A 22,368-nucleotide genomic window follows, 5' to 3' on the forward strand; every position below is an offset into this window, starting at 1 on the left:
TGGCTTACCGTGCTGCGCATTCTTGATTTCACCGGGGCTCAGGGGCCCTACCGGGCCATGTTGCCCCGCGGGTCGTTCGACGTGGACGCCGCGGTAGAGGTGGTGCGGCCCATCGTCGACGACGTGGCTGCCCGCGGTGAAGAGGCGCTGCGCGAGTACTCCCAGAGGTTCGACGGCGTGACTCCGGAGTCGCTCCGCGTGCCGGCTGCTGAGCTGGAGCGCGCCGCCGCAGAACTCGACCCGGACCTGGCCGAGGCCTTCGCCGTGTCCATCCAACGGCGCCGTCAGGTGGCCCAGGACCTGGAACTCGACTCGAACCCGGCCCCCGCCGTCCTCGCCGACGGCGCCCGAGTCGGCCTGCGCAACATCCCCGTCGGCCGCGTCGGCCTCTACGTGCCGGGCGGCCTCGCTCCGCTGGCCTCCTCGGTCATCATGAACGTGGTGCCGGCGCAGGTGGCCGGAGTGCCGTCGATCGCCGTCGCGTCGCCGCCCCAGAAGGAGTTCGGCGGGCTGCCGCACCCCAACATCCTGGCGCTGTGCCACATCCTCGGCGTGGAAGAGGTCTACGCCGTCGGCGGCGCGCAGGCCGTGGCCATGTTCGCCCACGGCGTCGAGGGCCTGTGCGAGCCCGTCTCGCTGATCACCGGCCCCGGCAACATCTTCGTGGTGGCCGCCAAGCGCCTGCTCCGCGGGCTCGTCGGCATCGACTCGGAGGCCGGCCCCACGGAGATCGCCATCGTGGCCGACGACACCGCGAACCCGGCCTACGTGGCCGCAGACCTCATCTCGCAGGCCGAACACGACCCGTTGGCAGCGTCTGTGCTCATCACACCCTCGGCCGCGCTGGGCGTGGCCGTCCGGGCGGAGGTGACCCGGCAGGTGGAGGTGCAGAAGCACCACGAGCGGATCCGCACCGCGCTCACTGGCCCGCAGTCCGCCGTCGTGCTGGTGCGCGACCTCGACCAGGCCGTCGCAGTGGCAGACGCCTACGCCGCCGAACACCTGGAGATCCAGACGGCCGACGCGGAGGCGGTGGCCGCGCGGATCCGCAACGCCGGCGCCATCTTCGTCGGCGACTTCGCCCCCGTCTCGCTGGGCGACTACTCCGCGGGTTCGACGCACGTGTTGCCCACCGCGGGCTGCGCCTGCCACTCGTCGGGTCTCAACGTGCGCTCGTTCATGCGCACCGTGCACGTCATCGGCTACACCGAGCAGGCCCTGATGGAGATCGCAGACGGGGTGGAGAAGTTCGCGCTGGCCGAAGACCTTCCGGGCCACGCCGCGGCCATCACGGTGCGGAGGGCCCAATGATCACCCTCGACGACCTCCCGCTGCGTGCGGATCTGGTGGGGGAGGAGCCCTACGGTGCTCCCCAGCTGGACGTGCCGGTGGTGCTCAACGTCAACGAGAACCCCTACCCGCCGTCGCCGGCTGTCCGGCAGGAGATGGCGGCGGCCATCGTCAACGCCGCCGGCACGCTCAACCGCTACCCGGACCGCGAGGCGCGCGCCCTGCGGGCTGATCTCGCCGCCTACCTGGGCCACGGCCTGACGGCAGAGCGGATCTGGGCGGCCAACGGATCCAACGAGATCATGAGCCACCTGCTCACCGCGTTCGGCGGGCCGGGGCGCAAGGTGCTCACCTTCACTCCCACGTACTCCATGTACCCGGAGTACGCGCGCAACACCTGCACCGAGTACGTGACGGTGCCGCGTCGCGACGACTACACGCTCGACGCCGAACTCATCCTCGGCGCCATCGCCGAGCACCGGCCCACCGTCGTCCTCATCACCTCGCCGAACAACCCGACGGGTACCACCGTCGCGTTGGAGGTCATCGACGAGGTGTGCGCCACCACGAATGCCATCGTGGTCGCCGATGAGGCCTACCAGGAGTTCTCCAGCCGCCCCAGCGCGCTCGAGCTGCTCGACAAGCACCCCCGTCTGGTGGTGTCGCGCACCATGAGCAAGGCATTCGCCCTGGCCGGTGGCCGCGTGGGCTACCTGGCTGCGGCCTCCGCCATCGTGGACGCCTGCCGGATCGTGCGCCTGCCGTACCACCTCAGTGCCCAGACCCAGGCCGTGGCGCGCGTGGCGCTCGCCCACGCCGACGAACTCCTCGCCCGGGTGCGCGAACTGACCGCCGAGGCCCGCGGCTTCGAGGGCTGGGCGCGCGAGCACGGCTACGCCGTCGTCGATTCGGAGGCGAACTTCTCGCTGATCGGACGCTTCCCGGACCGGCACCAGGTCTGGCAGTCGCTGCTGGACAGGGGCATCCTGATCAGGGAGACCGGCCCGGCCGGCTTCCTGCGGGTCTCCGCCGGCACCCCGGCCGAAATGGCCGCCCTCAAAGAGGCCCTGACAGATCTCCAGCCCGAAAGGCAGCCATGACCCGCACCGCCACCGTCGAACGCATCACCAGCGAGTCGTCCATCAAGGTCACCCTCGACCTGGACGGCAGCGGCACCTCGCAGATCTCCACGGGCATCGGCTTCTACGACCACATGCTCACTGCGCTGTCCAAGCACTCGCTGATCGACCTCACCGTCGAGGCGGAGGGCGACCTGCACATCGACGGGCACCACACCATCGAGGACACCGCCATCTGCATCGGGCAGGCGCTGAAGGAGGCGCTGGGCGACAAGTCCGGCATCCGCCGCTACGCCTCCGCCGTCGTGCCGCTCGACGAGGCCGTCGCCGAGGTCGTCGTGGACGTGGCCGGCCGCCCGTACGTCACGTGCCAGGGGGAGCCCGACGGCCAGGTGTACGCCCGCATCGGTGGTTCCGGCGTGCCCTACGCCGGTTCGATGACGTACCACTTCTTCGAGTCGCTGGCGCTCAACGCCGGCCTCTGCCTGCACCTCACGCTGCGCGCCGGCCGGGATCCGCACCACATCGTGGAGGCCGAGTTCAAGGCCCTCGCGCGGGCGCTGCGCGACGCGGTCGAGATCGACCCCCGCCAGCAGGGCATCCCGAGCACGAAGGGTGCACTCTGATTCGCCGGGTGGGCCTCCTCGACTACGGCTCAGGCAACCTGCACTCAGCAGCCCGCGCGTTCCGCAACGCGGGGGCTGAGGTCGTCGTGTCCGCGGACCACTCCGAACTCCTCCGGCAGGACGGTCTCGTCGTGCCGGGAGTCGGTGCCTTCGCGACCTGCATGAGCGGGCTCGGGGCGGTGGGCGGCGACGACCTCATCCGGCGCTGGGCCGCGGCCGAGCGTCCCCTCCTGGGGATCTGCGTCGGCCACCAGATCCTCTTCTCCGCCGGCCACGAACACGGCATCCGCGCCGAGGGCGTCGGCCTCTACGACGGAGAGGTCACCGCCCTGGAGACCCACCGCCTGCCGCACATGGGCTGGAACACGGTCAGCGCCGCGCAGGGTTCGCGCCTCTTCGAGGGCCTCGCGGAGGAGCGCTTCTACTTCGTGCACAGCTACGCCGCACGCACGGCACCGGGGGACGGCCTCGTCACCACGGCTCAGCATGAGGACGTCAGCTTCGTCGCGGCCGTCGAACGCGGCGTCGTGTCGTCCACCCAGTTCCACCCCGAAAAGTCGGGCGCCGCGGGCGCCCGACTCATCGGGAACTGGCTCGCCGCCTTCTCCGGCTGAGCGGGCCCCGCTGCCCAGGACGGCGCAGATGGCCTCGTCGCGCTCTGCGCACCGGAGTCAAGGCATGGTGACCAAGCCCCGGCGCGTGGTGTCCCGGCCAGGGCCTGACCGGGTAGGGTTGTGCGTCGTGGAGAAGCTTCAACTGTTGCCCGCCGTCGACGTCCAGAACGGCCAGGCCGTTCAACTGGTGCAGGGCATAGCCGGCACCCAGAAGGAATTCGGCGATCCCCTCGAGGCCGCGCTGCGCTGGCAGGAAGGCGGTGCCGAATGGCTTCATCTGGTGGACCTCGATGCGGCGTTCGGCCGTGGCAACAACGGTGACCTGCTGAAGGACATCGTCGGCAAGCTCGACATGTCGGTCGAGATGTCCGGCGGTATCCGTGACGACGAGTCACTGGAGCGCGCACTGGCCACCGGCTGCCGTCGCGTCAACATCGGCACCGCAGCCCTCGAGAACCCCGAGTGGTGTGAGCGGATCCTCGCCCGCTACGGCGACAGGATCGCCATCGGCATCGACGTGCGCGGCGAGAACCTCGCGGCCCGCGGCTGGACCACCGAGGGTGGCCCATGGCACGAGGTGGTGGACCGCCTGACGGCGGCAGGCTGCGAACGCTTCGTCGTCACAGACGTGAACGCAGACGGCATGCTGACCGGCCCCAACACGGATCTCCTCCTCGAGGTCGCCGAACGCAGCGGCAGGAAGGTGATCGCCTCCGGCGGTATCGCCACGCTCGACGACCTGCGTGCCCTGCGCCGCCACGTGGACCGCGGCGTGGAAGGTGCCATCGTCGGCACCGCGCTCTACGTCGGCCGGTTCACGATCGGCGAGGCGCTCGCCGTCGCAGAGGGCGCCATCGATGGTTAGGCCTCCGGCCAGCACGTTCGGTGCTGTGGATCCCGCGCACGGGCATGTGCCCCCGCTGCTGACGGGCCGTATCAAGGACCTCCTGGCGGGCAAGAAGATCGCCATGACCGGTGTCACCGGATTCATCGGCGAGCAGCTCCTCTGGAAGGTCCTCACCGAGTGCCCGGAGACCGCCACGGCGGTCCTGGTGCGCCGGAAGGGGTCGATCACGGCGGAGAGCCGCGTCGAGTCCCTGCTGAAGAAGAAGATCTTCAAGGATGTCGTGGAGCAGGCCGGTGGAGTCGCCGCACTCATGGCCGCCCGCGTCCAGGTGATCGAGGGTGACCTGCCCCGCGTGCCGGACCTGCCGAGCGACATCGACGTGCTCGTGCACTGCGCCGGCGACGTGTCCTTCGACCCGCCCATCGACCAGGCCTTCATGACCAACGTCGTGGGCACCAAGGCGCTCCTGGGCAAGCTGCGTGAAGCCTGCTCGGATGCGGACGGCAACCTGGTCCGCGTACCGCACTACGTGCACGTCTCGACGGCGTACACCGCCGGTCGTCGCCGGGGAGCCATCCCCGAAGCCGCGCACGTCCACACCATCGACTACGAGACCGAGACGGCCGCCGCGCTGGCCATGGCCGAGCACATCGAGGCCCGGTCCCGCAGCGCCGAGCAGCTGACGGTCCTGCGCAAGGAGGCGGAGGCCCTCCACCGCCAGGCCGGCTACCTCACCACCTCGCAGGACACCGAGCGCCGCCGCCTGGAATGGGTCAAGAAGGAACTGGTATCCGCGGGCACCGAGCGGGCCCGGTCATTGGGCTGGACCGACGTCTACACCTTCGCCAAGGCGATGGGGGAGCGCGTCGTGGCAGACCTCACCCACGACATGCAGGTGTCCATCTTCCGTCCCGCCATCGTCGAATCCTCGCTCCGGTACCCCTACCCGGGCTGGATCGAGGGCTTCAAGATGGCAGATCCCCTCATCCTGGCCTACGGCCGTGGCCAGGTGCCGGAGTTCCCCGCCTCACCGGATGCCGTGATCGACGTCATCCCCTGCGACTTCATCGTCAATGGCCTGGTGGCGGTGTGCGCCACCCAGCCCGCCGTCGGTGAACCCGAGTATTACCACGGCGCGTCGGGCGCCCGTAACCCGCTGACGTTCCGCGGGATCTACGAGCACGTGCGCAGCTACTTCAGCAAGCACCCGTACACCTCCGGGCAGGGCTCCACGCCGCTGTCCACCTGGAACTTCCCGGGGGCTGAACCCATCGAGAAGCTCATGCGGGTGGCGGACACGGGCCTCAAAGTGGGCAACAAGCTGCTGAGCTACGCGCCGCGTGGCAAGCGGACCCGGGCCATGGCCGCCAGCCTCGACAAGACGTCGAAGACGCTGGACTTCCTCGGCAAGTACCTCAGCCTCTACGGCGAGTACCTCCAGTCGGAGCTGCACTTCGTCGACGACAACACCCTGGCGCTGCACCACTCGCTGCATGAGGACGACAAGGAGCGCTTCGGCTTCGATTCCGCCTCCTTCGACTGGACGCACTACATGGAGGAGGTGCACATCCCGGCAATCACAGATCCGGTGCGCCGCCTCGAAGCCGTGCGCAAGCGTCGTCAGGCACGCGCCGCCACGTTCAAGGAACTGAAGCCCGCGGAGCCGGGCACCGTGCTCGCCGCTTTCGACCTCGACGGCACCGTCATGGCCACCAACGTGGTGGAGACCTACCTCTGGGCGCGGCTGCCGGAGCTCAGCCCCGTGCGCAGGCTCGGCGAGATGGCGAGCATCGCCATGCAGCTGCCGCTCTACCTGGGCGCTGAGCGCAGAGACCGCGGTGTCTTCCTGCGGTCGATCTACCGTCGGTACGCCGGGGCGGACCTGGAGGCGCTCGAGGCCTATGTCGACGAGAAACTGGCGCCACTGATCCTGGACCGGATGTCGCCGGACGCCATCCGCCGCATCCGCGAGCACCGCGACGCAGGGCACACCACCATCCTCATGACGGGTGCGGTACGTCCGCTGACCAGGCCGTTCGAAGGGCTGTTCGACAGGATCGTCGCGGCGGAACTCGCCACCGATGAGCATGGGCGCTGCACGGGCTTCCTGAGTGGCCCACCGATGGTCGGCGAGTCCCGCTCCGCCTGGCTCAACCACTATGCCAAACTGCACGCTTTCGATCTGAGCGCCAGTTGCGGCTACGCCGACAGCCATGTCGACCTGCCGATGCTCAGCACCGTGGGTAACCCCGTGGCCGTCAGCCCCGACATCGGCCTCATGCGGGCGGCCCGGTCCAAGGGCTGGTCGATCGTGGAATGGCCGGAGATGTCTCCGCTGCCGCGCTGGAAGATGTCGTGAACGGAAAGGATCAATGATGGCTCGTCCCGGTTTTGTACTCGAGGTCGACGACAAGACCCCGCCCATCATGGCCCCGGCCGGCGCTGAGCTCCGCCTCGAGCGGCTCGGCATCGGCACCAGGGTCGTCTACCCGGCGGACGCGGTGCCCTCGAGCGATCCGGCGGCGCTGATCGACTCTGCGCTGACGGCACCCCTGAACGCAGAGGCGCTGGCCTCGCGGCTGCGTGAGGACACCAAGCTCACCATCGTGATCGCCGACGGCGGACTGCCGCTGCCGCGACCCCAGTTCGACCCACGACGAACCCTCGTGGAGCGGGTGCTGGAAACCGCGGCGCGCGCCGGCGTCGACGACGTCGAACTCGTCGTCGCCAACGGGCTGCGTCAGCGCTGGTCACCCACGCAGATCACGGCGGTGCTCGGCGATCGCGTGGCCAGCAGCTTCCTCCCCGACGGGCTGGTCACCAGCCACGACGTGACCAGTGACGACCTGGTCACCATCGGCGAGGCCGCCGGCGGGCCCGTGCGGCTCAACCGCCGCGTCGCCGAGTCGGATCTGGTCGTGGTCATCGCGCTGGCCACCGGGTTCTCCTCCGGTTGCCCCCTGTCGGAGGGCCTCACAGACCTCGGCACGGTCAACCGGACGGCCGGCGCCAACGCCACCGACGAGGCCCGCACCGCCGTCGAAGAGCTCGTGCAGCAGAAGGTCGACGCGTTCGCGTTGGTGGCCGTCCTGGGCCAGCCCCTGCTCAGCAGCACCATGCGTTTCGTCTCGAAGCGTGAATGGGAATGGAACCTCGGCGACAAGCTCGCCTACGCCGGGGCCCGCCAGGTCATCGGCGCCATGCCCCGCAACGGCGCCTCGCTGGTGCACAGCCGTATGTCGGCCGACTACGCCATCATCGATGTCGTGGCCGGCGAACCCGCCGCGGTGCGCCACGACGCGGCGCTGGTCTGGCAGGCGGGCAACTCCGTCGAGGTCCAGGGCGCGGCCGACGTCCTTGTCGTCCCCGTGTGGGGCGCCGCCATCGAGGAGGGCCCCATCGGGTCGCCGCTCGACGCCGCCCACCACGCCCTCGTGACGGCTGCCGGGTCGCACCTCAGCACTCCGTACGTGCGCCCCGGGGGAGTGGTCATCGCGTTCCACCCCCTGCCGAACAAGTTCTCCAACCGCCGACAGTCGGCCGGCGCCGACTTCTTCGCGAAGGTGTTGCCTGCCAGCACCGATCCGGCTGAGATCGCGGCGGAGTTCGAACCCCGGGCGATCAGTGACGACTGGTACATCAACCTGTACCGCAAGCAGTTCGCCCACCATCCGCTGCGTGCCTTCCACCAGTGGTACCGCACAGCGGCCGCCACCCAGGACCTGTCCGACGTGATCTGGGTGGGCGCGGACCGGCGCAGCGCCGCGCTGCTCGGCCACCGGGCCGCCAGCGCCTACGCCGACGCCCTCGAGATCGCCGCAGATGCGGTGGGGAGGCAGCCGGCCATCACGTTCCTGCGAGGCCCCGGTCTGGCGCTGGGCGACGTGCGATGAACCGTCATCTCCCGTCCTGGGCCCAGCCCCGGCGCTCGAAGCCGAAACCGAGACTGACCCTCGTCTCGGACCTGATCAGGCTGTTCCAGGCCGTGCCGGGCCGTCGCCCGGCGGGTGCCCCGAAGCAGGAGCGGACCGGCCTGGAGCTGGCCGGCCGGATGCAGCTGCCGCAGGGTCACCTGACGCTCAGCCTGCTGTCGCTGCGTTTCGACATCGAGTTGGTGGGCATCGACACGCTCAACGGGTTGCGTCAGCCGCTGGTGTTCGCCGTCAACGAGCAGGGCGTGCTGGACTACCAGATCCTGCGGATGGCGTTGCCGTCCCGGATGCGCCCCACCAACGTCGGCCTGTCCCGCGCCCTGGTGCGGGGCTGCAACGTGGTGAGCTTCACGGACGACCCCCCGCACGGGCGGCTCGTGGGCGACTTCACCACGGTCGCCGCGGAACTGGCCAACCAGCACAACGTCGCAATCATCCCGGTCGGGCTCGCCGGCACCTTCAAGTTGAAGGACATCCTGAAGTTGCCGCTCACCACCAAGCCCAAGGTGTCCATCCGCTTCGGCGCCCCCATCTATGTGCGGGGGCGCTCACTGGCGGAGGCCACCGCTGAGCTGCAGCTCCGCGTCGAACAACTCGTCCACGAGGGCGAACTCACCTGGTGGACGGTGGAGCGACGCCGCCAGGGGCACGGCGAGCCCGCCGCGCCCACGCCCACCCCCCGGTGGCGCCGACTCTGGGACCAGACCGCCCCCAAGCCGGAAGACCGGAATCGAATCTGGCGATGAGGTGAGCGCGATGGAAGTCTACGTCGAACCTCACCTCACCTGGCGGCTCCTGACTGCGGACGACGCCATGGAGGTCGACGAGTTCCGCCAGCAGCTCGAGGCCCTGGACAACTCCGTGCTGTCCGGCGTGGCCACGTCGATCACGGACTCCGGCATGCAGATGGCGGAGGGGATGGCGGTCGGCGGTTGGGACGCCTACTCGTCCCTGTCCGCCTTCGGCATCAGCTACGTTGCCGAGGCGGACCCGCCGCGGATCTACCTCATGGGCGGGGTGCACCCCGTCCACAGGCACCAGTCCATCGGCACCGCGCTGTTCCGGTGGCAGATGAACCGGGCCATCGCCTGGCGCGATGAACACCATCCCGGGCAACCGCTGTGGCTGGGCTGTTACGCGGAACTGGACCGCCCCGGGACGGAGAAGGTCGCCCGCAAGCTGGGTTTCACCCCTGAGCGCTTCTACTACGACCTGCAACGCTCGCTGCGCCGCCCGGTCCGCCACCACGACGTGCCGGGCATCACCTTCACGCGATTGACGGATGCGTTGGAGGAGGACGTGCGGGTGCTGCACAACACATGCTTCGCCCCACTCGGCGGTTCCGAGGTCACCAAGGTGGACTGGCGGCACCGCCTCTGCGATGCCACCTTCCGCTACGACTGGTCCTTCGTCGCCCTCGACGGTGAGCGCGTCGTCGGTTATGCCATGAGCGGTGTCGACCAGGAGGGCGACACCGACGAGGCGCTCGGCGGGTGGACGGAGCGGTTCGGGGTCCATCCGGACTACCGGGGCCGCGGCATCTCGCTGGCCTTGATGGAGCACTGCCTCAACGCCATGCGCGATTCGGGCTGCACAGAGGCAGGCATCGGCGTCGACACCGTCGACGGTGAAGGCATCAAGCGCTTCGCGGCAGATCTGGGCTACGCGACACGCGACGCCGTCGCGCTGCTGTCCACCGTGGTGGAGTGAGCAGGCCACGGTAAGCTTCGCTGAGCACAGATTTCCAGAGCATAGAGAGAGTGGGGTCCGATGTCGGGGCATTCCAAATGGGCGACGACGAAGCACAAGAAGGCAGTCATCGACGCCAAGCGCGGCAAGCTCTTCGCCAAGCTCGTCAAGGGCATCGAAGTGGCTGCACGGCTGGGCGGCGCCGACCCTTCAGGTAACCCAGCACTCGAGCTGGCCATCCAGAAGGCGAAGAAGTCTTCGGTCCCCAACGACAACATCGACCGCGCCGTCAAGCGCGGCTCCGGCGCCGAATCGGGTGCGGCCGACTACGAGACGATCATGTACGAGGCCTACGGCTCCGCGGGCGTCGGCCTCCTGATCGAGTGCCTCACGGACAACCGCAACCGCTCCGCCTCCGAGGTCCGCGTCGCGGTCACCCGCAACGGCGGCACCATGGCGGACATCGGCTCGGTCCAGCGGGGCTTCTCCCGTATGGGTGTCATCGACGTCCCCAAGCTGCAGGGTGGCAAGGAGGTCTCGGAGGACGAGGTCCTCGAGGCAGCCCTCGACGCCGGGCTCGAGGAGGTCGTCGACGACGGCGACAACTGGGAAGCACGCTGCGACCCCAATGACCTCGATGAGGTGCGCAAGGCCGTGGAGGCCGCCGGGTTCGACTGGGACGTCGCCGAAGTGCAGTTCGTCGCGTCCTTCGAGACGCCCGTCGACGACGTGGACGTCGCCAACCGCGTGTTCCGCATCATCGACGCTCTGGAGGACTGCGACGACGTGCAGAACGTCTACTCGAACCTCGACCTGACGCCTGAGGTGGCCGCGGCACTCGAAGACGAGGAGTGACCGCACGGGCATGCGAGTCATCGGCATCGACCCCGGCCTGACCCGGTGCGGTATCGGCATCGTCGACGGCACCGTCGGTCGGCCGCCCCGCCTGGTCGCCGTCGGTGTCGTCCGCACGCCCGCGGCCCTCGATGTCGCCCGGCGCCTCGTGGCGCTGGAGGAGGGCCTCTCCGTCTGGTTCGAGGAGTACCAGCCGGAGGCCGCCGCCATCGAGCGCGTCTTCGCGCAGCACAACCTCGCCTCGGTGATGGACACGGCCCAGGCCTCCGGAGTCGCGGCGCTGAGCGCCGCCAGGCGGGGCCTGCCGGTCACCTTTCACACGCCGTCGGAGGTCAAGGCGGCGGTGACAGGGTCCGGCACTGCCGACAAGGCGCAGGTGACGCTCATGGTCACCCGCATCCTGAAGCTGTCAGAGGCTCCCAAACCCGCCGACGCGGCAGACGCGCTGGCCATCGCCGTGACCCACGTGTGGCGTGGCACCGGCACGAACCGTTACGCCGCGGCAGTCGCGGCAGCCAAGGGGAAGCGATGATCGCCCAACTCACCGGCACCGTGCTCAGCGCCGGGGCCACCGAATGCGTGCTCGACGTGGGGGGCGTCGGCTACCTGGTCTTCATCACGCCGTCGACGGCGGCGGCCCTGCGCCCGGGGGAGGTCACCACGCTCCACACATCGCTGGTGGTGCGCGAGGACTCGATGACGCTCTTCGGTTTCAGCGGACCCGGGGAGCGGGAGGCGTTCATCGTGTCCCAGGTCGCCTCGGGGGTGGGGCCCAAACTGGCCCTGGCCATCGTCTCGGTGCTGGGCCCGGCGGAGTTGCGCCGCGCCGTCCAGACGGAGGACATCCGTCGGTTGACCTCCGTGCCCGGCATCGGCACCAAGGGCGCCCAGAAGCTCATCATCGAACTCAAGGACAAGGTCGTGGCCCTCGGGCTGGATGACGGGGACGGGCGGGGGAGTGAGCCGGCCGCCGAAGGTGGCGACGAGCAGTGGCGCCACCAGGTCAGCGAGGGGTTGCAGTCCCTCGGCTGGTCCGCGCGCGACGCCGAGTCCGCCTGCGACAACGTGGCCCCCCTCGTCGAGGTGGACCCCGCCATGCCCATCGGCAAGCTCCTGCGCGCCGCGCTCAATTCGCTCGCGAGGCGATAGTGGACCACGCAGAGACAGACCCCTACGCCCAGGTCGAGGAACGCGACTACGAGGCGGCGTTGCGGCCCAAGACGCTCACGGAGTTCGAGGGCCAGCCCCGCGTCCGCGAGCAGTTGGGCCTGGTGCTCGACGCGGCCCGCCACCGGGGCACGACGCCGGACCACGTGCTGCTGTCCGGCCCGCCCGGGCTCGGCAAGACCACACTTGCGATGATCATCGCCGAGGAGATGGGCGTCACCCTGCGGATCTCATCGGGCCCGGCCATCCAGCACGCCGGCGACCTCGCGGCCATCCTCTCGGGCCTCGACGAGGGCGAGGTGCTCTTCCTCGACGAGATTCACCGCCTGTCGCGTCCCGCTGAGGAGATGCTCTACCTCGCGATGGAAGACTTCCGCGTCGACGTCATCGTCGGCAAGGGCCCAGGAGCCACGGCCATCCCCATCGAACTGCCCCCGTTCACCCTGGTGGGGGCCACCACGCGCGCCGGCATGCTGCCCGGGCCGCTGCGTGACCGCTTCGGCTTCACGGCGCAGCTCGACTTCTACGATCCGGCGGACCTGGCGGGCATCGTGGTCAACTCCGCGGGCAAGCTCGGCGTCTCGATCCATCCCGACGCCACGGACGAGATCGCCCGTCGGTCCCGGGGCACACCCCGCATCGCCAACCGCCTGCTGCGGCGCGTGCGCGACTTCGCGCAGGTCAAGGGACATCCCGTGGCAGACCGTGGCGTCGCCCGCGCTGCGCTGGAACTGTACGAGGTGGATGAACGGGGTCTCGACAGGCTGGACCGTGGCGTGCTGGCGGCACTCTGCAACCTCTTCGACGGCGGTCCCGTCGGGCTCTCCACCCTCGCGCTGAGCGTGGGGGAGGAGATCGAAACCGTCTCCGAGGTGGCCGAGCCGTTCCTCATCCGCGAGGGGCTCCTGGTGCGCACACCCCGTGGCCGGGTGGCCACCCGGGCCGGTTATGCGCACCTCGGCATGAGGCCGCCCGCGCAGAACCCCGTACTCTTCGATTGACCATTTCACGGTACCGGCGCCTCTGGTACTGACTTCTGACCGGCCTCCGCTATTCTGAGCGACGGCCACCAACGTAGGGAGAAGCTCCATGCCACCCGGATTTGACCTGATCATCATGATCGTGGCGATGATCGCCCTGTTCTACTTCATGATCATCCGCCCGCAGCGCAAGCGCATGCAGCAGCATCAGGAGATGCAGCAGCAGTTGGTGCCCGGCGCCCGGGTGCTGCTGACCTCCGGCATGTTCGGCACCGTCGTGCATGTCGGCGAGCGTCAGCTCATCGTCGAGCTCGCCCCCGGCGCCGAAGTCACCGTTCTCAAGGGGAACGTGGCCCGTACGGCCAACCCTGATGAGGAGGAGTTCGAGTTCGACGACGCACCGGCAGACGTCCTGAGCACCGAGCCGGTCATCACCGACGAGGAGTTCCAGGCCATGTACGGCTCTGACGAGCAGGCCGACACCGAACCGTCCCATGACGTGACGGACCCGAACCGCAACGAGGATCCCAAGTAACCGTGGCAACGCAAGCTAAGAGGTCACGACCAGGAGTCGTCCTCATCGTCTTCCTGCTGATCCTGGCAGGACTGTTCACCATCATGGCCGCCACCAAGACGTGGGGGCCGAAGCTCGGCCTCGACCTGCAGGGTGGCCAGACCATCACGCTAACGGCCACCAACAAGACCGTGACCCTCGAGTCGCTCGAACTGGCCCGCGACATCATCCGCCAGCGCGTCGACGGCCTGGGTGTGGGCGAGGCCAGCGTCGCCGTTCAGGGTGAGCGGCACGTCGTCGTGTCCGCCCCGAACGTGTCCCGCGACGACCTCGTCGACCTGGTCGGCGCCACCGCGCAGCTCGCGTTCCGCCGCATCCTGAACGTCGGCGTGGGCACCGGTGAGTCGCCGGACTCGGGCACGGAGGACGGCACCGCCCTCCCGGGGCTGCCGGTTGCGCCCACTCCGGAGACCGCCGACGGCGAGGACCCGCAGCAGCTGGGCACGCCCGAGGCGATCAACTACCAGCCCACCCCGGAGGATCTCTCCTACTTCGAGTCCTTCGCCTGCGGCGACGACACCCACGAGGACCCCACCCGCGCGCTGGCCGCCTGTGATTCCACCGGTTCGCAGAAGTACCTGCTCGGCCCCACGGTCATCCGCGGCCAGGAGCTGTCCACGGCATCCTTCGGGATCCCGCAGGGCGAACTGCAGTACGCCGTGACGCTCGCCTTCAACGACACCGGCACGCGCCAGATGTCGGAACTCACCGGTGCCCTGGTGGGCCAGCCCGAACCCAACAACATGTTCGCCATCGTCCTCGACGGTGTCGTGGAGTCCGCGGCTACCGCGCAGGACCGCATCGTCAACGGCGAGGCCATCATCCGTGGCGGCTTCACCGCTGAGTCGTCCGCGGCACTGGCCAACGTGCTCAAGTTCGGTGCCCTGCCGCTCAGCTTCGAGCCGTCGCAGGTCGAGACCGTGTCGGCCACCCTCGGTGGTGAGCAGTTGCGGGTCGGCATCATCGCCGGCCTGATCGGCCTCATCATCGTCGCGCTGTACTCGTTCATCTACTACCGCGCGATGGGCATCGTCGTCGTGGCCTCCCTCATCGCGGCCGCCGCCGCCACCTATGCCATGGTCGTCCTGCTGGGCTCGACGATGGGCGTGGCGGTGAACCTGCCCGGTATCGCCGGTGCGATCGTCGGTATCGCCATGACGGCTGACTCGTTCGTCATCTACTTCGAACGCATCCGCGACGAGATCCGCGACGGCAAGTCGCTGAAGTCGTCGCTGCTGTCCGGGTGGGCGAAGGCGCGCGGCACCATCGTGATCTCCGACGCCGTGCAGCTGCTCTCGGCCGTGGTGCTGTTCATCCTGGCTGTGGGTAGCGTGAAGGGCTTCGCGTTCATGCTGGGCCTGACGACTGTCCTCGACCTCGTGGTCGTGTTCTTCTTCACGAAGCCGCTGGTGGAACTCCTCGGCCGCACCGCGTTCTTCGGGCAGGGCCACAAGTGGTCGGGTCTCGACGCCGCGCACATGGGCGTGTCCCGTGACTCACTGCTCGGCCGCCGGTTCCGCCGCAGCACCGCTGCTCCCTCGACCACCCTGCAGGAGGCGTGATGTCCGAGACGACTGACAAGAAGCTGGGATTCGCCCACCGTCTCTACACGGGCCAGATCTCCTACGACTTCATCAGGCACCGCAAGCTGTGGTTCATGATCTCCGGCGTCCTGCTGGTGCTCACCATCCTGGTGCTGCTGATCAGGGGCCTGACGCTCGGCATCGAGTTCCGCGGCGGCACCGATTTCCAGGTGCCGATGCAGGTCACCTCGACCACGGTCGACGACGTGCGCAGCCAGGTGAACGAGTTCAGCGTCGAAGAGCTCGAGCCCCAGGTGTTCTCGCTCGGCGACAAGCAGATCCGGATCCAGACGCGCACGCTGTCGCCGGAGGAGACGACCACCACCCGCGCCGAGATCGCCGACTTGGCGGGCGTGACCTCCGATGACGTCACCTACAACGCCATCGGCGCCTCGTGGGGCAAGGAGATCTCCCGGCAGGGCGTCATCGCGCTCGTGGTCTTCACCGTGCTCGTCATGCTGTTGATCGCGGTGTACTTCCGTGACTGGAAGATGTCGATCGCGGCCATCGTGGCCGTGTTCCACGACCTGCTGCTGACCGTCGGCGTGTACGCCGCCGTCGGCTTCACGGTGACCCCGTCGACAGTCATCGGTGTGCTGACCATCCTGGGCTATTCGCTCTACGACACGGTGGTGGTGTTCGACAAGATCCGCGAGAACACCAGGAACATCGAAGAGACCAACTGGACCTACTCGGAGCGGGCCAACCTCGCGACGAACCAGGTCATCGTCCGCTCGCTCAACACCACCATCATCGGCATCCTGCCGGTGCTGGCGCTGTTCTCCGCGGGCACGCTCCTGGACAGTGGTCCGCTGGCAGACCTCGGCCTTGCCCTGCTGGTCGGCATGGTGGCCGGTGCGTACTCCTCGCTGTTCATCGCCTCGCCCATCCTGGCGATGCTGCGGGAGCGCGAGCCGGCCATGGTCGAGCATCGCGAGCGGATCGAGCGTCGCAAGCAGCGTGCGGAGGCCAAGTCCGCGCACCGTCACCATGTCGCCGAGGAGAACCTCGTGCACTCCGGGGCCGTTGCCGCGGACGACCACGCGCCCATCTCGCCCGTCACCCCCGGGGAGCGCCGCGTGCGTCGCACGGGCGGTACCAGGGCCGACCGGAAGAAGGGGAAGTGACCCAGGACGAGTCGGCCGCTCGGCGGGCCCTCGTCGGCGAACTGATCGCCGACGTCCCCGACTTCCCGAAGCCGGGCGTGGTGTTCAAGGACATCACGCCGCTGCTGGCATCGGCGAAGGGATTCCAGGCCGCGATCACCGAGTTGGTGACCACCGCCCCGAAGCACATCGACATCGTGGTGGGGATGGAGGCCCGGGGATTCATCTTCGCGGCCCCCGTCGCCCTCGCGCTCGGAGCCGGCTTCGTGCCGGTGCGCAAGCCCGGCAAGCTGCCCGGCGAGATCATCAGCCACTCCTATGAGCTGGAGTACGGCTTCGAGACCCTCACGATGCACCGCGACGCCATCCGTCCCGGCGCCCGTGTCCTCGTGGTCGACGACGTGCTCGCCACCGGCGGCACGGTCGGGGCCACGGCTGAGCTCCTCAAGCAGATGGGCGCGGACCTGGTCCACGTCTCCGTCGTGATGGAACTCAGCTTCCTCGGCGGTCGTGAGCGGCTCGTGGAGCGTAGCATCGACAACTGCACCGCCGTGGTGACAGTCTGAGGCCATGGCCAAACTCCAGCCCGGGGGGCGCGGCGGGGTCCTGTCCCTGGTCAGTCTGCCCCGCATCACCAGCTCCCCCTTCAAGGAACTGGCGCGCCGCGGCGCCCTCGCGCTGATCCTGCTGTTGATCTCCACCATGCTGGTGTGGCTCGACAACGATGCATACCGCGACAACACCGCCCAGGACGGCGTCAGTTTCATCGACGCCATCTACTACTCGACGGTGACCGTCACCACCACCGGCTACGGCGACATCACCCCGGTCGCGACGCATGCCCGCCTGGTCAACGCGCTGGTGATCACGCCGCTGCGTATCGGCTTCCTGGTGCTGTTGGTCGGCACCACCATCGAGGTGCTCGCCAACGAGGGCAGCCGCAGCATCAAGGACAACCTGTGGAGAAGAACCATGCGTAACCACGTCGTCGTCATCGGCTACGGCACCAAGGGGCGAAGCGCCGTCAACACACTTCGCAGGCAGGGCCAGAAGCCGGACCGCATCGTCGTCATCGACAACTCGGCCGCGGCCGTCAACGAGGCCAACCTGGACGGGCTGGCCGCGTTCCAGGGCGACGCCACGCGTCGTTCACTGTTGCGACGGGCGGAGGTGGCCAAGGCTCGGCAGGTGATCATCTCGCTGGACCGTGACGACGCGGCCATCCTGACCACCCTCAACGTCCGGCAGATCAACCCCACGGCCGGCGTCATCGTTTCCGTGCGGGAGCAGGACAACGTGATGCTGGTACGCCAATCCGGTGCGTCGTCGGTGGTGACCAGCTCCGAGACGGTCGGTAGGCTCCTGGGCCTGTCGGCGATCGGCCCCGAACTCGGCACCATCATGCAGGACATGCTGACCGGCGCGGAGGGTCTCGAGGTCCACCAGCGTCTCGCGGAGATCGAGGAAGTGGGCAAGCCACCGTCGTCCGTGTTGGGGGAGCGGGTCATCGGTCTGATCCGCAACGGCACCCTGCGCCGTTTCTACGACCAGACCGCCACCCGCATCGAGACGGGCGACGAGCTCATCGTCGTGCGCCGGGCCGCGCCGCCCGCGTCGAAGGACGTGCTGCGCGCGGTCGATGACGACGACCTCTGATCCACGCCGTCCGCGTCACTGCGCGCACACGCACTACACTTGGCCAGCATGACGGATGAGCCCCTCGGCGGTACCTCCCGGTTGGTGACCGGGCCGGAACAGCCGCGTCTCCGGATGCGGCACCGGCTGGCCCGGCTGGGTGCTGTGCGGCCCAAATCGGCCATCCTCGATCCCCTGAACCGCATCGTCCGGTCCAACCATCCGCGTGCCGATCTGGCGGTCATCGAGCGCGCCTACCGCGTCGCGGAGCACCACCACGAGGGCCAGACCCGCAAATCCGGGGACCCGTACATCACGCATCCGTTGGCCGTTGCGACCATCCTGGCGGAACTGGGCATGACGGAGCCGGTGCTCGTGGCCGCGCTGCTGCACGACACGGTGGAGGACACCGACTACTCGCTGGAGCAGTTGCAGCTGGAGTTCGGCGAGGAAGTCGCCCACATGGTCGACGGCGTCACCAAGCTGGACAAGCTCACCTACGGCGAGACGGCCAAGGCCGAGACCATCCGCAAGATGATCATGGCCACCAGTGAAGAGGTCCGCGTCCTCGTCATCAAGCTGGCGGACCGGTTGCACAACATGCGCACCCTGGGTTACCTGCGCCCCGACAAGCGGGTGCGGATCGCCACGGAGACCCTGAACATCTTCGCCCCGCTGGCCCACCGCCTGGGCATGAACACGATCAAGTGGGAACTGGAAGACCTCTCGTTCGCCACGATCGAGCCCAAGTTCTACGCCGAGATCGTTGACATGGTGGCCCAGCAGGCACCCGGCCGCGAACGCTACCTGCGCGAACTGATCGCCCAGTTCCAGAAACTCCTCGTCGAGGCCAAGATCGACGCCACGGTCTACGGCCGGCCGAAGCACTACTACTCCATCTACCAGAAGATGATGGTGCGCGGCCGCGACTTCAAGGACATCTACGACCTCATCGGTCTACGGGTCCTCGTCCACGACATCAAGGACTGCTACGCGGTGCTGGGCGTGGCGCACGCGGGCTGGAAGCCCATCCCCGGCCGGTTCAAGGACTACATCGCCGGCCCCAAGTTCAACATGTACCAGTCGCTGCACACCACTGTGCTGGGCGCCAACAACGAACCCGTCGAGTTCCAGATCCGGACGCACGAGATGCACCGCCGCGCTGAGTACGGTGTCGCGGCGCACTGGAAGTACAAGGCGGACCTGCGCGACGGGGTGTCGCCCGAAGAGGCGGGCCTGCGGGCCATGCACCAGCTTGGCGTCATGAGCAAGGAGACCGAGGACCCCAGCGAGTTCCTCGACTCGGTCCTGTTCGAGATCAACGCGGACGAGATCTACGTGTTCACGCCGAAGGGCGAGGTCATGGCGCTGCCCGTCGGCGCCACGCCCGTCGACTTCGCCTTCGCGGTCCACACGGAGGTGGGCCACCGCACGATCGGGGCTCGGGTCAACGGCCGCCTCGTGGCGCTCAGCACCCCGCTGCAGCAGGGCGACAAGGTCGAGATCCTCACCTCCAAGGCCGAAGGCGCGGGCCCCAGCCGTGACTGGCTGGGCTTCGTCGTCAGTTCGCGGGCGCGGCAGAAGATCCGCCAGCACTTCTCCCGCGAACGTCGCGACGTGGCGATGGAGCAGGGCAAGGACATGCTCGCGAAGGACCTGCGTCGGGCCGGCGTCCCGCTGCAGCGACTGCTGACCCTGGAGAACCTCACGGCCGTCGCCAACGCCCTCGGCTACAACGACGTGCCCAGCCTCTACGTGGCCATCGGCGAGGGCCACATCGGCCCGCAGGGCGTGGTCGAGAAGCTCGTCCAGTTGCACGGCGGCGAGGACGAGACCGTCGACACCGTCACGGAAGACCTGGTGGTCAAACAGCACCGTCGGCCGCTCACCGACGGTGCGCGGATCCTCGTCGACGGCGATGACTCGGTCATCGCCAAGTACGCCAAGTGCTGCTACCCGCTGCCCGGCGACGACATCGTGGGCTTCGTCACCAAGGGCGACGGCGTCTCGGTGCACCGCCGCGACTGCAGCAACGTGCCGTCGCTGATGAAGGAACCCGAGCGCATCGTGCCGGTGTCCTGGTCCGACAGTCAGGAGGGCGCGTCGTTCAGCGTGACCATCCAGATCGAGGGCATCGACCGCGCGCGCCTGCTCTCCGATGTGTCGTCGGTGCTCTCAGAGCAGCACCTCGACATCCTCGCGGTGAACATCACCACGAACAAGCAGCGCCAGTTCACGGGCAAGATGACGTTCGAATCCGCAGATCCCACCCATCTGCAGCACGTGATGAACCTGATCCGGCGCGTGCCGGGCGTCTATGACGTCTTCCGCGTCGCCGGCTGAGCGCATCCGGCCACAAAAAAAGGAGATTCCCGCCACATGACGCCCTCGGGCGCCGATGTGGCAGGAATCTCCCTCGAAGTTCCCGGACCGGTTACTTGGTGAAATCTGCGAGTGTCTCCCGGGCCTGCTCCAGCCAGCTGGTGTAGGTCTCGATCGACTTCTGCGCGTCCTTGGCCTTCTTGTCGTCGCCGCGTTCCTTCGCCCGGGCGAGGTCCTGCTCGAGCTTGGCGATCTGGTCCTCGAACATCTTCACGGTGCTCTCGGCGCGCTCGCGCGCCTCGGGATCCGTGCGACGCCACTCTTCGGCCTCGAGTTCGGAGACCTTCTCGCCGAGGGTGCGGACCCGGTTGTCCATGTCGCGCATGGCGTTGCGGGGCACATGGCCGATCTCGTTGAACTGGGCGAGGAAGTCGCGGTGGATGCTCTTGGCGGCCTCGATGTCGGTCACACCCTCGAGGTCCTTCTCGACCTTCTCCACCAGCGCCTGCTTCGCGGCCAGGTTCTCCGACTGCTCGCCGTCGGCGGCGTTCTGCGCTTCGGAGCGGGCGTTGAAGAACTCGTCCTGGATGCCCCGGAAGCGTGCCCAGAGCTTGTCGTCGTCTGCGCGACGGGCGCTGCCCGCGGCCTTCCAGCGGGTCATCAGGTCACGGAAGGCCGCAGAGGTGGCGCCCCAGTCCGTGGACGTGGCGAGCGGCTCGGCCTCCGCGATGATCGCTTCCTTGGCGGCCTTCGCGTCGTCACGATGCGAATTCAGCTCCGAGAAGTGCGCCTTGCGGCGACGGGTGTACTGCGTGCGCGCCGACGAGAAGCGGTGCCACAGTTCGTTGTCCGTGGCGCGGTCGATGCGGGGGAGTGCCTTCCACTCGTCCAGCAGGGTGCGGAAGCGGTCCACGCCGCCGCGCCAGTCGTTTCCGGCGGCGAGTTGCTCGGCCTCCACGACCATGGCTTCCTTCGCGGCCACGGTGACCGCGTTCTGCTCCGCACGCTGGGCCTTCCGCGCCTCGATCTGCGCCGGCAGCAGCTCACTGACGGCCTCGAGGCGTGCGGTCAACGCCGGCAGGTCTCCCACGGCGTTGGCCTCGGCGACGTTCTTCTTCGCAGTTTCGATCGCGGTGCGCGCCTCTTCGGGCGACATCGCCTGAGCCTTCACGCGGGATTCCAGCAGGGTCACCTCCGCAGCCAGGTTCTCGTAACGGCGGACGTAGAAAGCCATGGCTTCCTCGGGGGTGGAATCGGGAATCTGCCCGACACTTCGTTCTGTGTCACCCGTGATGACGTACACCGTGCCGTCTGGATCGACGCGGCCGAAATCTGCGGGCGCTTGCTGTTCGCTCATGGGCCCAATCTAGCGGGATAGGGTGGGTGTGTGCTCGTCCAGCCCATACCTGTATCCCCTTGGCAAGCAAATTGTTATGTGGTGAGCGCTTCCGAGGACGTGTCGGAGTGCGTCATCGTGGACCCCGGGATCACCGCCGATGAGCCTGTCGGGGCGCTCATCCGTGAGCGCGGGCTGAGCCCCATGGCCATCCTCGCGACGCACGGCCACCTGGACCACGTGGGCGACGCCCATCTGCTCGCCGCGAGGTGGCGCGTGCCCGTCTATCTGTCGACCGCTGACCAGCACCTCCTCACCCGCCCAGCTGATGGGCTGGGGCCCAGCGGCGCCGCGATGCTGCGGCAACTCACCGGCTCGGAGACGTTGCCCGCCATCGACGACGTGCGCGACTACGGCGAGCCGTTCACGGTCGCTGGCCTCACCGTCGAGGCCTTCGCGGCGCCCGGGCATACCAAGGGCTCCACGCTGCTTCGCGTCAGCTCGTCGCGAACCACAGTGGTGTTCAGCGGCGACGTGCTCTTCGCGGGCACGATCGGGCGCACCGATCTGCCCGGCGGTAACATGGCCGAGATGCGTGACTCGCTGCGGCGCATCGTCGAGCACTTCCCGGCGCAGACCCCTCTGCTGCCGGGCCACGGCCAGCCCACCAGCCTGGCCCAGGAACTCGCTTCCAACCCATACCTGCAGCCCGGAAACGTGTAGAGGTACCGCC

21 protein-coding genes are annotated in these 22,368 nt (G+C 68.5%); 20 read left to right on the forward strand and 1 reads right to left on the reverse strand.

All coding sequences use genetic code 11. The annotated features are described in order from the left end of the window. Positions 1–9 precede the first annotated feature (9 nt). The 19 genes from hisD to J7D54_RS07290 all read left to right on the forward strand — a co-directional run bounded on the left by hisD (position 10) and on the right by J7D54_RS07290 (position 20,320). Entirely contained in the window at positions 10–1,311 is a 1,302-nt protein-coding gene (hisD, locus tag J7D54_RS07200) for a histidinol dehydrogenase (RefSeq protein ID WP_370585875.1), read from the forward strand. Beyond that, complete coding sequence (locus J7D54_RS07205) at positions 1,308–2,390, forward strand: histidinol-phosphate transaminase (RefSeq protein WP_182764715.1); 1,083 nt, start codon at positions 1,308–1,310, stop codon at positions 2,388–2,390. The genes hisD and J7D54_RS07205 overlap by 4 nt, the downstream gene beginning before the upstream one ends. Then, positions 2,387–2,995, forward strand: a complete 609-nt coding sequence (gene hisB, locus J7D54_RS07210; RefSeq protein ID WP_182764714.1) for an imidazoleglycerol-phosphate dehydratase HisB — start codon at positions 2,387–2,389, stop codon at positions 2,993–2,995. The genes J7D54_RS07205 and hisB overlap by 4 nt, the downstream gene beginning before the upstream one ends. Next, positions 2,995–3,609 (forward strand): imidazole glycerol phosphate synthase subunit HisH, encoded by a 615-nt coding sequence (gene hisH, locus J7D54_RS07215; RefSeq protein ID WP_182764868.1) that lies wholly within the window; start codon positions 2,995–2,997, stop codon positions 3,607–3,609. Before hisB ends, hisH begins: the two co-directional genes overlap by 1 nt. A gap of 127 nt (positions 3,610–3,736) precedes the next feature. After that, entirely contained in the window at positions 3,737–4,474 is a 738-nt protein-coding gene (priA, locus tag J7D54_RS07220; RefSeq protein ID WP_245243893.1) for a bifunctional 1-(5-phosphoribosyl)-5-((5-phosphoribosylamino)methylideneamino)imidazole-4-carboxamide isomerase/phosphoribosylanthranilate isomerase PriA, read from the forward strand. Beyond that, positions 4,467–6,815, forward strand: a complete 2,349-nt coding sequence (locus J7D54_RS07225) for an SDR family oxidoreductase (RefSeq protein ID WP_182764712.1) — start codon at positions 4,467–4,469, stop codon at positions 6,813–6,815. Before priA ends, J7D54_RS07225 begins: the two co-directional genes overlap by 8 nt. Before the next feature lie 13 nt (positions 6,816–6,828). Beyond that, a complete protein-coding gene (locus J7D54_RS07230; protein WP_209455088.1) occupies positions 6,829–8,349 on the forward strand; it encodes a lactate racemase domain-containing protein in 1,521 nt (506 codons plus the stop codon). Beyond that, the gene (locus J7D54_RS07235) at positions 8,346–9,134 is read left to right on the forward strand and encodes a hypothetical protein (RefSeq protein ID WP_182764710.1); all 789 of its coding nucleotides are present in this window, start codon (positions 8,346–8,348) and stop codon (positions 9,132–9,134) included. Before J7D54_RS07230 ends, J7D54_RS07235 begins: the two co-directional genes overlap by 4 nt. Before the next feature lie 10 nt (positions 9,135–9,144). After that, complete coding sequence (locus J7D54_RS07240; protein ID WP_182764709.1) at positions 9,145–10,098, forward strand: GNAT family N-acetyltransferase; 954 nt, start codon at positions 9,145–9,147, stop codon at positions 10,096–10,098. 60 nt (positions 10,099–10,158) lie between these two features. Beyond that, entirely contained in the window at positions 10,159–10,932 is a 774-nt protein-coding gene (locus tag J7D54_RS07245; protein WP_182764708.1) for a YebC/PmpR family DNA-binding transcriptional regulator, read from the forward strand. A 19-nt stretch (positions 10,933–10,951) separates the two neighbouring features. Next, positions 10,952–11,464, forward strand: coding sequence for a crossover junction endodeoxyribonuclease RuvC (gene ruvC / locus J7D54_RS07250; RefSeq protein WP_209455264.1), 513 nt, complete (start codon positions 10,952–10,954; stop codon positions 11,462–11,464). Continuing rightward, positions 11,461–12,081, forward strand: a complete 621-nt coding sequence (gene ruvA, locus J7D54_RS07255; RefSeq protein ID WP_182764706.1) for a Holliday junction branch migration protein RuvA — start codon at positions 11,461–11,463, stop codon at positions 12,079–12,081. Before ruvC ends, ruvA begins: the two co-directional genes overlap by 4 nt. Beyond that, positions 12,081–13,100, forward strand: a complete 1,020-nt coding sequence (ruvB, locus tag J7D54_RS07260) for a Holliday junction branch migration DNA helicase RuvB (protein WP_182764705.1) — start codon at positions 12,081–12,083, stop codon at positions 13,098–13,100. Before ruvA ends, ruvB begins: the two co-directional genes overlap by 1 nt. An 88-nt stretch (positions 13,101–13,188) precedes the next feature. Then, positions 13,189–13,614, forward strand: coding sequence for a preprotein translocase subunit YajC (gene yajC, locus J7D54_RS07265; RefSeq protein ID WP_076058996.1), 426 nt, complete (start codon positions 13,189–13,191; stop codon positions 13,612–13,614). A gap of 2 nt (positions 13,615–13,616) precedes the next feature. Further along, positions 13,617–15,215: a protein translocase subunit SecD gene (gene secD / locus J7D54_RS07270; RefSeq protein WP_245243895.1), complete on the forward strand. Its 1,599-nt coding sequence runs from the start codon at positions 13,617–13,619 to the stop codon at positions 15,213–15,215. Next, complete coding sequence (gene secF, locus J7D54_RS07275) at positions 15,215–16,363, forward strand: protein translocase subunit SecF (RefSeq protein ID WP_182764704.1); 1,149 nt, start codon at positions 15,215–15,217, stop codon at positions 16,361–16,363. Before secD ends, secF begins: the two co-directional genes overlap by 1 nt. After that, on the forward strand, positions 16,360–16,908 hold the full coding sequence (locus J7D54_RS07280; protein ID WP_182764703.1) for an adenine phosphoribosyltransferase: 549 nt from the start codon (positions 16,360–16,362) through the stop codon (positions 16,906–16,908). Before secF ends, J7D54_RS07280 begins: the two co-directional genes overlap by 4 nt. A gap of 4 nt (positions 16,909–16,912) precedes the next feature. Further along, positions 16,913–17,998 carry a TrkA family potassium uptake protein gene (locus J7D54_RS07285; protein ID WP_182764702.1) on the forward strand — a complete coding sequence of 362 codons (1,086 nt, stop codon included), beginning with the start codon at positions 16,913–16,915 and terminating at the stop codon, positions 17,996–17,998. Positions 17,999–18,046: 48 nt separating this feature from the next. Then, a complete protein-coding gene (locus J7D54_RS07290) occupies positions 18,047–20,320 on the forward strand; it encodes a bifunctional (p)ppGpp synthetase/guanosine-3',5'-bis(diphosphate) 3'-pyrophosphohydrolase (RefSeq protein ID WP_182764701.1) in 2,274 nt (757 codons plus the stop codon). A gap of 91 nt (positions 20,321–20,411) precedes the next feature. Here J7D54_RS07290 and J7D54_RS07295 read toward each other — a convergent pair whose 3' ends face one another. Then, the gene (locus J7D54_RS07295; RefSeq protein ID WP_182764700.1) at positions 20,412–21,656 is read right to left on the reverse strand and encodes a DUF349 domain-containing protein; all 1,245 of its coding nucleotides are present in this window, start codon (positions 21,654–21,656) and stop codon (positions 20,412–20,414) included. Between the two features lie 30 nt (positions 21,657–21,686). On the opposite strand from J7D54_RS07295, the gene J7D54_RS07300 reads away from it, so the two are divergent. Further along, on the forward strand, positions 21,687–22,358 hold the full coding sequence (locus J7D54_RS07300) for an MBL fold metallo-hydrolase (protein WP_220486408.1): 672 nt from the start codon (positions 21,687–21,689) through the stop codon (positions 22,356–22,358). Positions 22,359–22,368 lie beyond the last annotated feature (10 nt).

It is taken from the genome of Tessaracoccus sp. MC1865, from assembly GCF_017815535.1.
Taxonomy (GTDB): domain Bacteria; phylum Actinomycetota; class Actinomycetes; order Propionibacteriales; family Propionibacteriaceae; genus Arachnia.

Excerpts from the sequence above, each read along its gene's own strand:
- secF (WP_182764704.1), top strand. The coding sequence starts at position 15,215 with ATGTCCGAGACGACTGACAAGAAGCTGGGATTCGCCCACCGTCTCTAC.
- hisB (WP_182764714.1), top strand. The coding sequence starts at position 2,387 with ATGACCCGCACCGCCACCGTCGAACGCATCACCAGCGAGTCGTCCATC.
- J7D54_RS07295 (WP_182764700.1), bottom strand. The coding sequence starts at position 21,656 with ATGAGCGAACAGCAAGCGCCCGCAGATTTCGGCCGCGTCGATCCAGAC.
- ruvA (WP_182764706.1), top strand. The coding sequence starts at position 11,461 with ATGATCGCCCAACTCACCGGCACCGTGCTCAGCGCCGGGGCCACCGAA.
- J7D54_RS07225 (WP_182764712.1), top strand. The coding sequence starts at position 4,467 with ATGGTTAGGCCTCCGGCCAGCACGTTCGGTGCTGTGGATCCCGCGCAC.
- yajC (WP_076058996.1), top strand. The coding sequence starts at position 13,189 with ATGCCACCCGGATTTGACCTGATCATCATGATCGTGGCGATGATCGCC.
- J7D54_RS07285 (WP_182764702.1), top strand. The coding sequence starts at position 16,913 with ATGGCCAAACTCCAGCCCGGGGGGCGCGGCGGGGTCCTGTCCCTGGTC.
- J7D54_RS07230 (WP_209455088.1), top strand. The coding sequence starts at position 6,829 with ATGATGGCTCGTCCCGGTTTTGTACTCGAGGTCGACGACAAGACCCCG.
- J7D54_RS07235 (WP_182764710.1), top strand. The coding sequence starts at position 8,346 with ATGAACCGTCATCTCCCGTCCTGGGCCCAGCCCCGGCGCTCGAAGCCG.
- J7D54_RS07290 (WP_182764701.1), top strand. The coding sequence starts at position 18,047 with ATGACGGATGAGCCCCTCGGCGGTACCTCCCGGTTGGTGACCGGGCCG.
- J7D54_RS07240 (WP_182764709.1), top strand. The coding sequence starts at position 9,145 with ATGGAAGTCTACGTCGAACCTCACCTCACCTGGCGGCTCCTGACTGCG.
- J7D54_RS07205 (WP_182764715.1), top strand. The coding sequence starts at position 1,308 with ATGATCACCCTCGACGACCTCCCGCTGCGTGCGGATCTGGTGGGGGAG.
- J7D54_RS07245 (WP_182764708.1), top strand. The coding sequence starts at position 10,159 with ATGTCGGGGCATTCCAAATGGGCGACGACGAAGCACAAGAAGGCAGTC.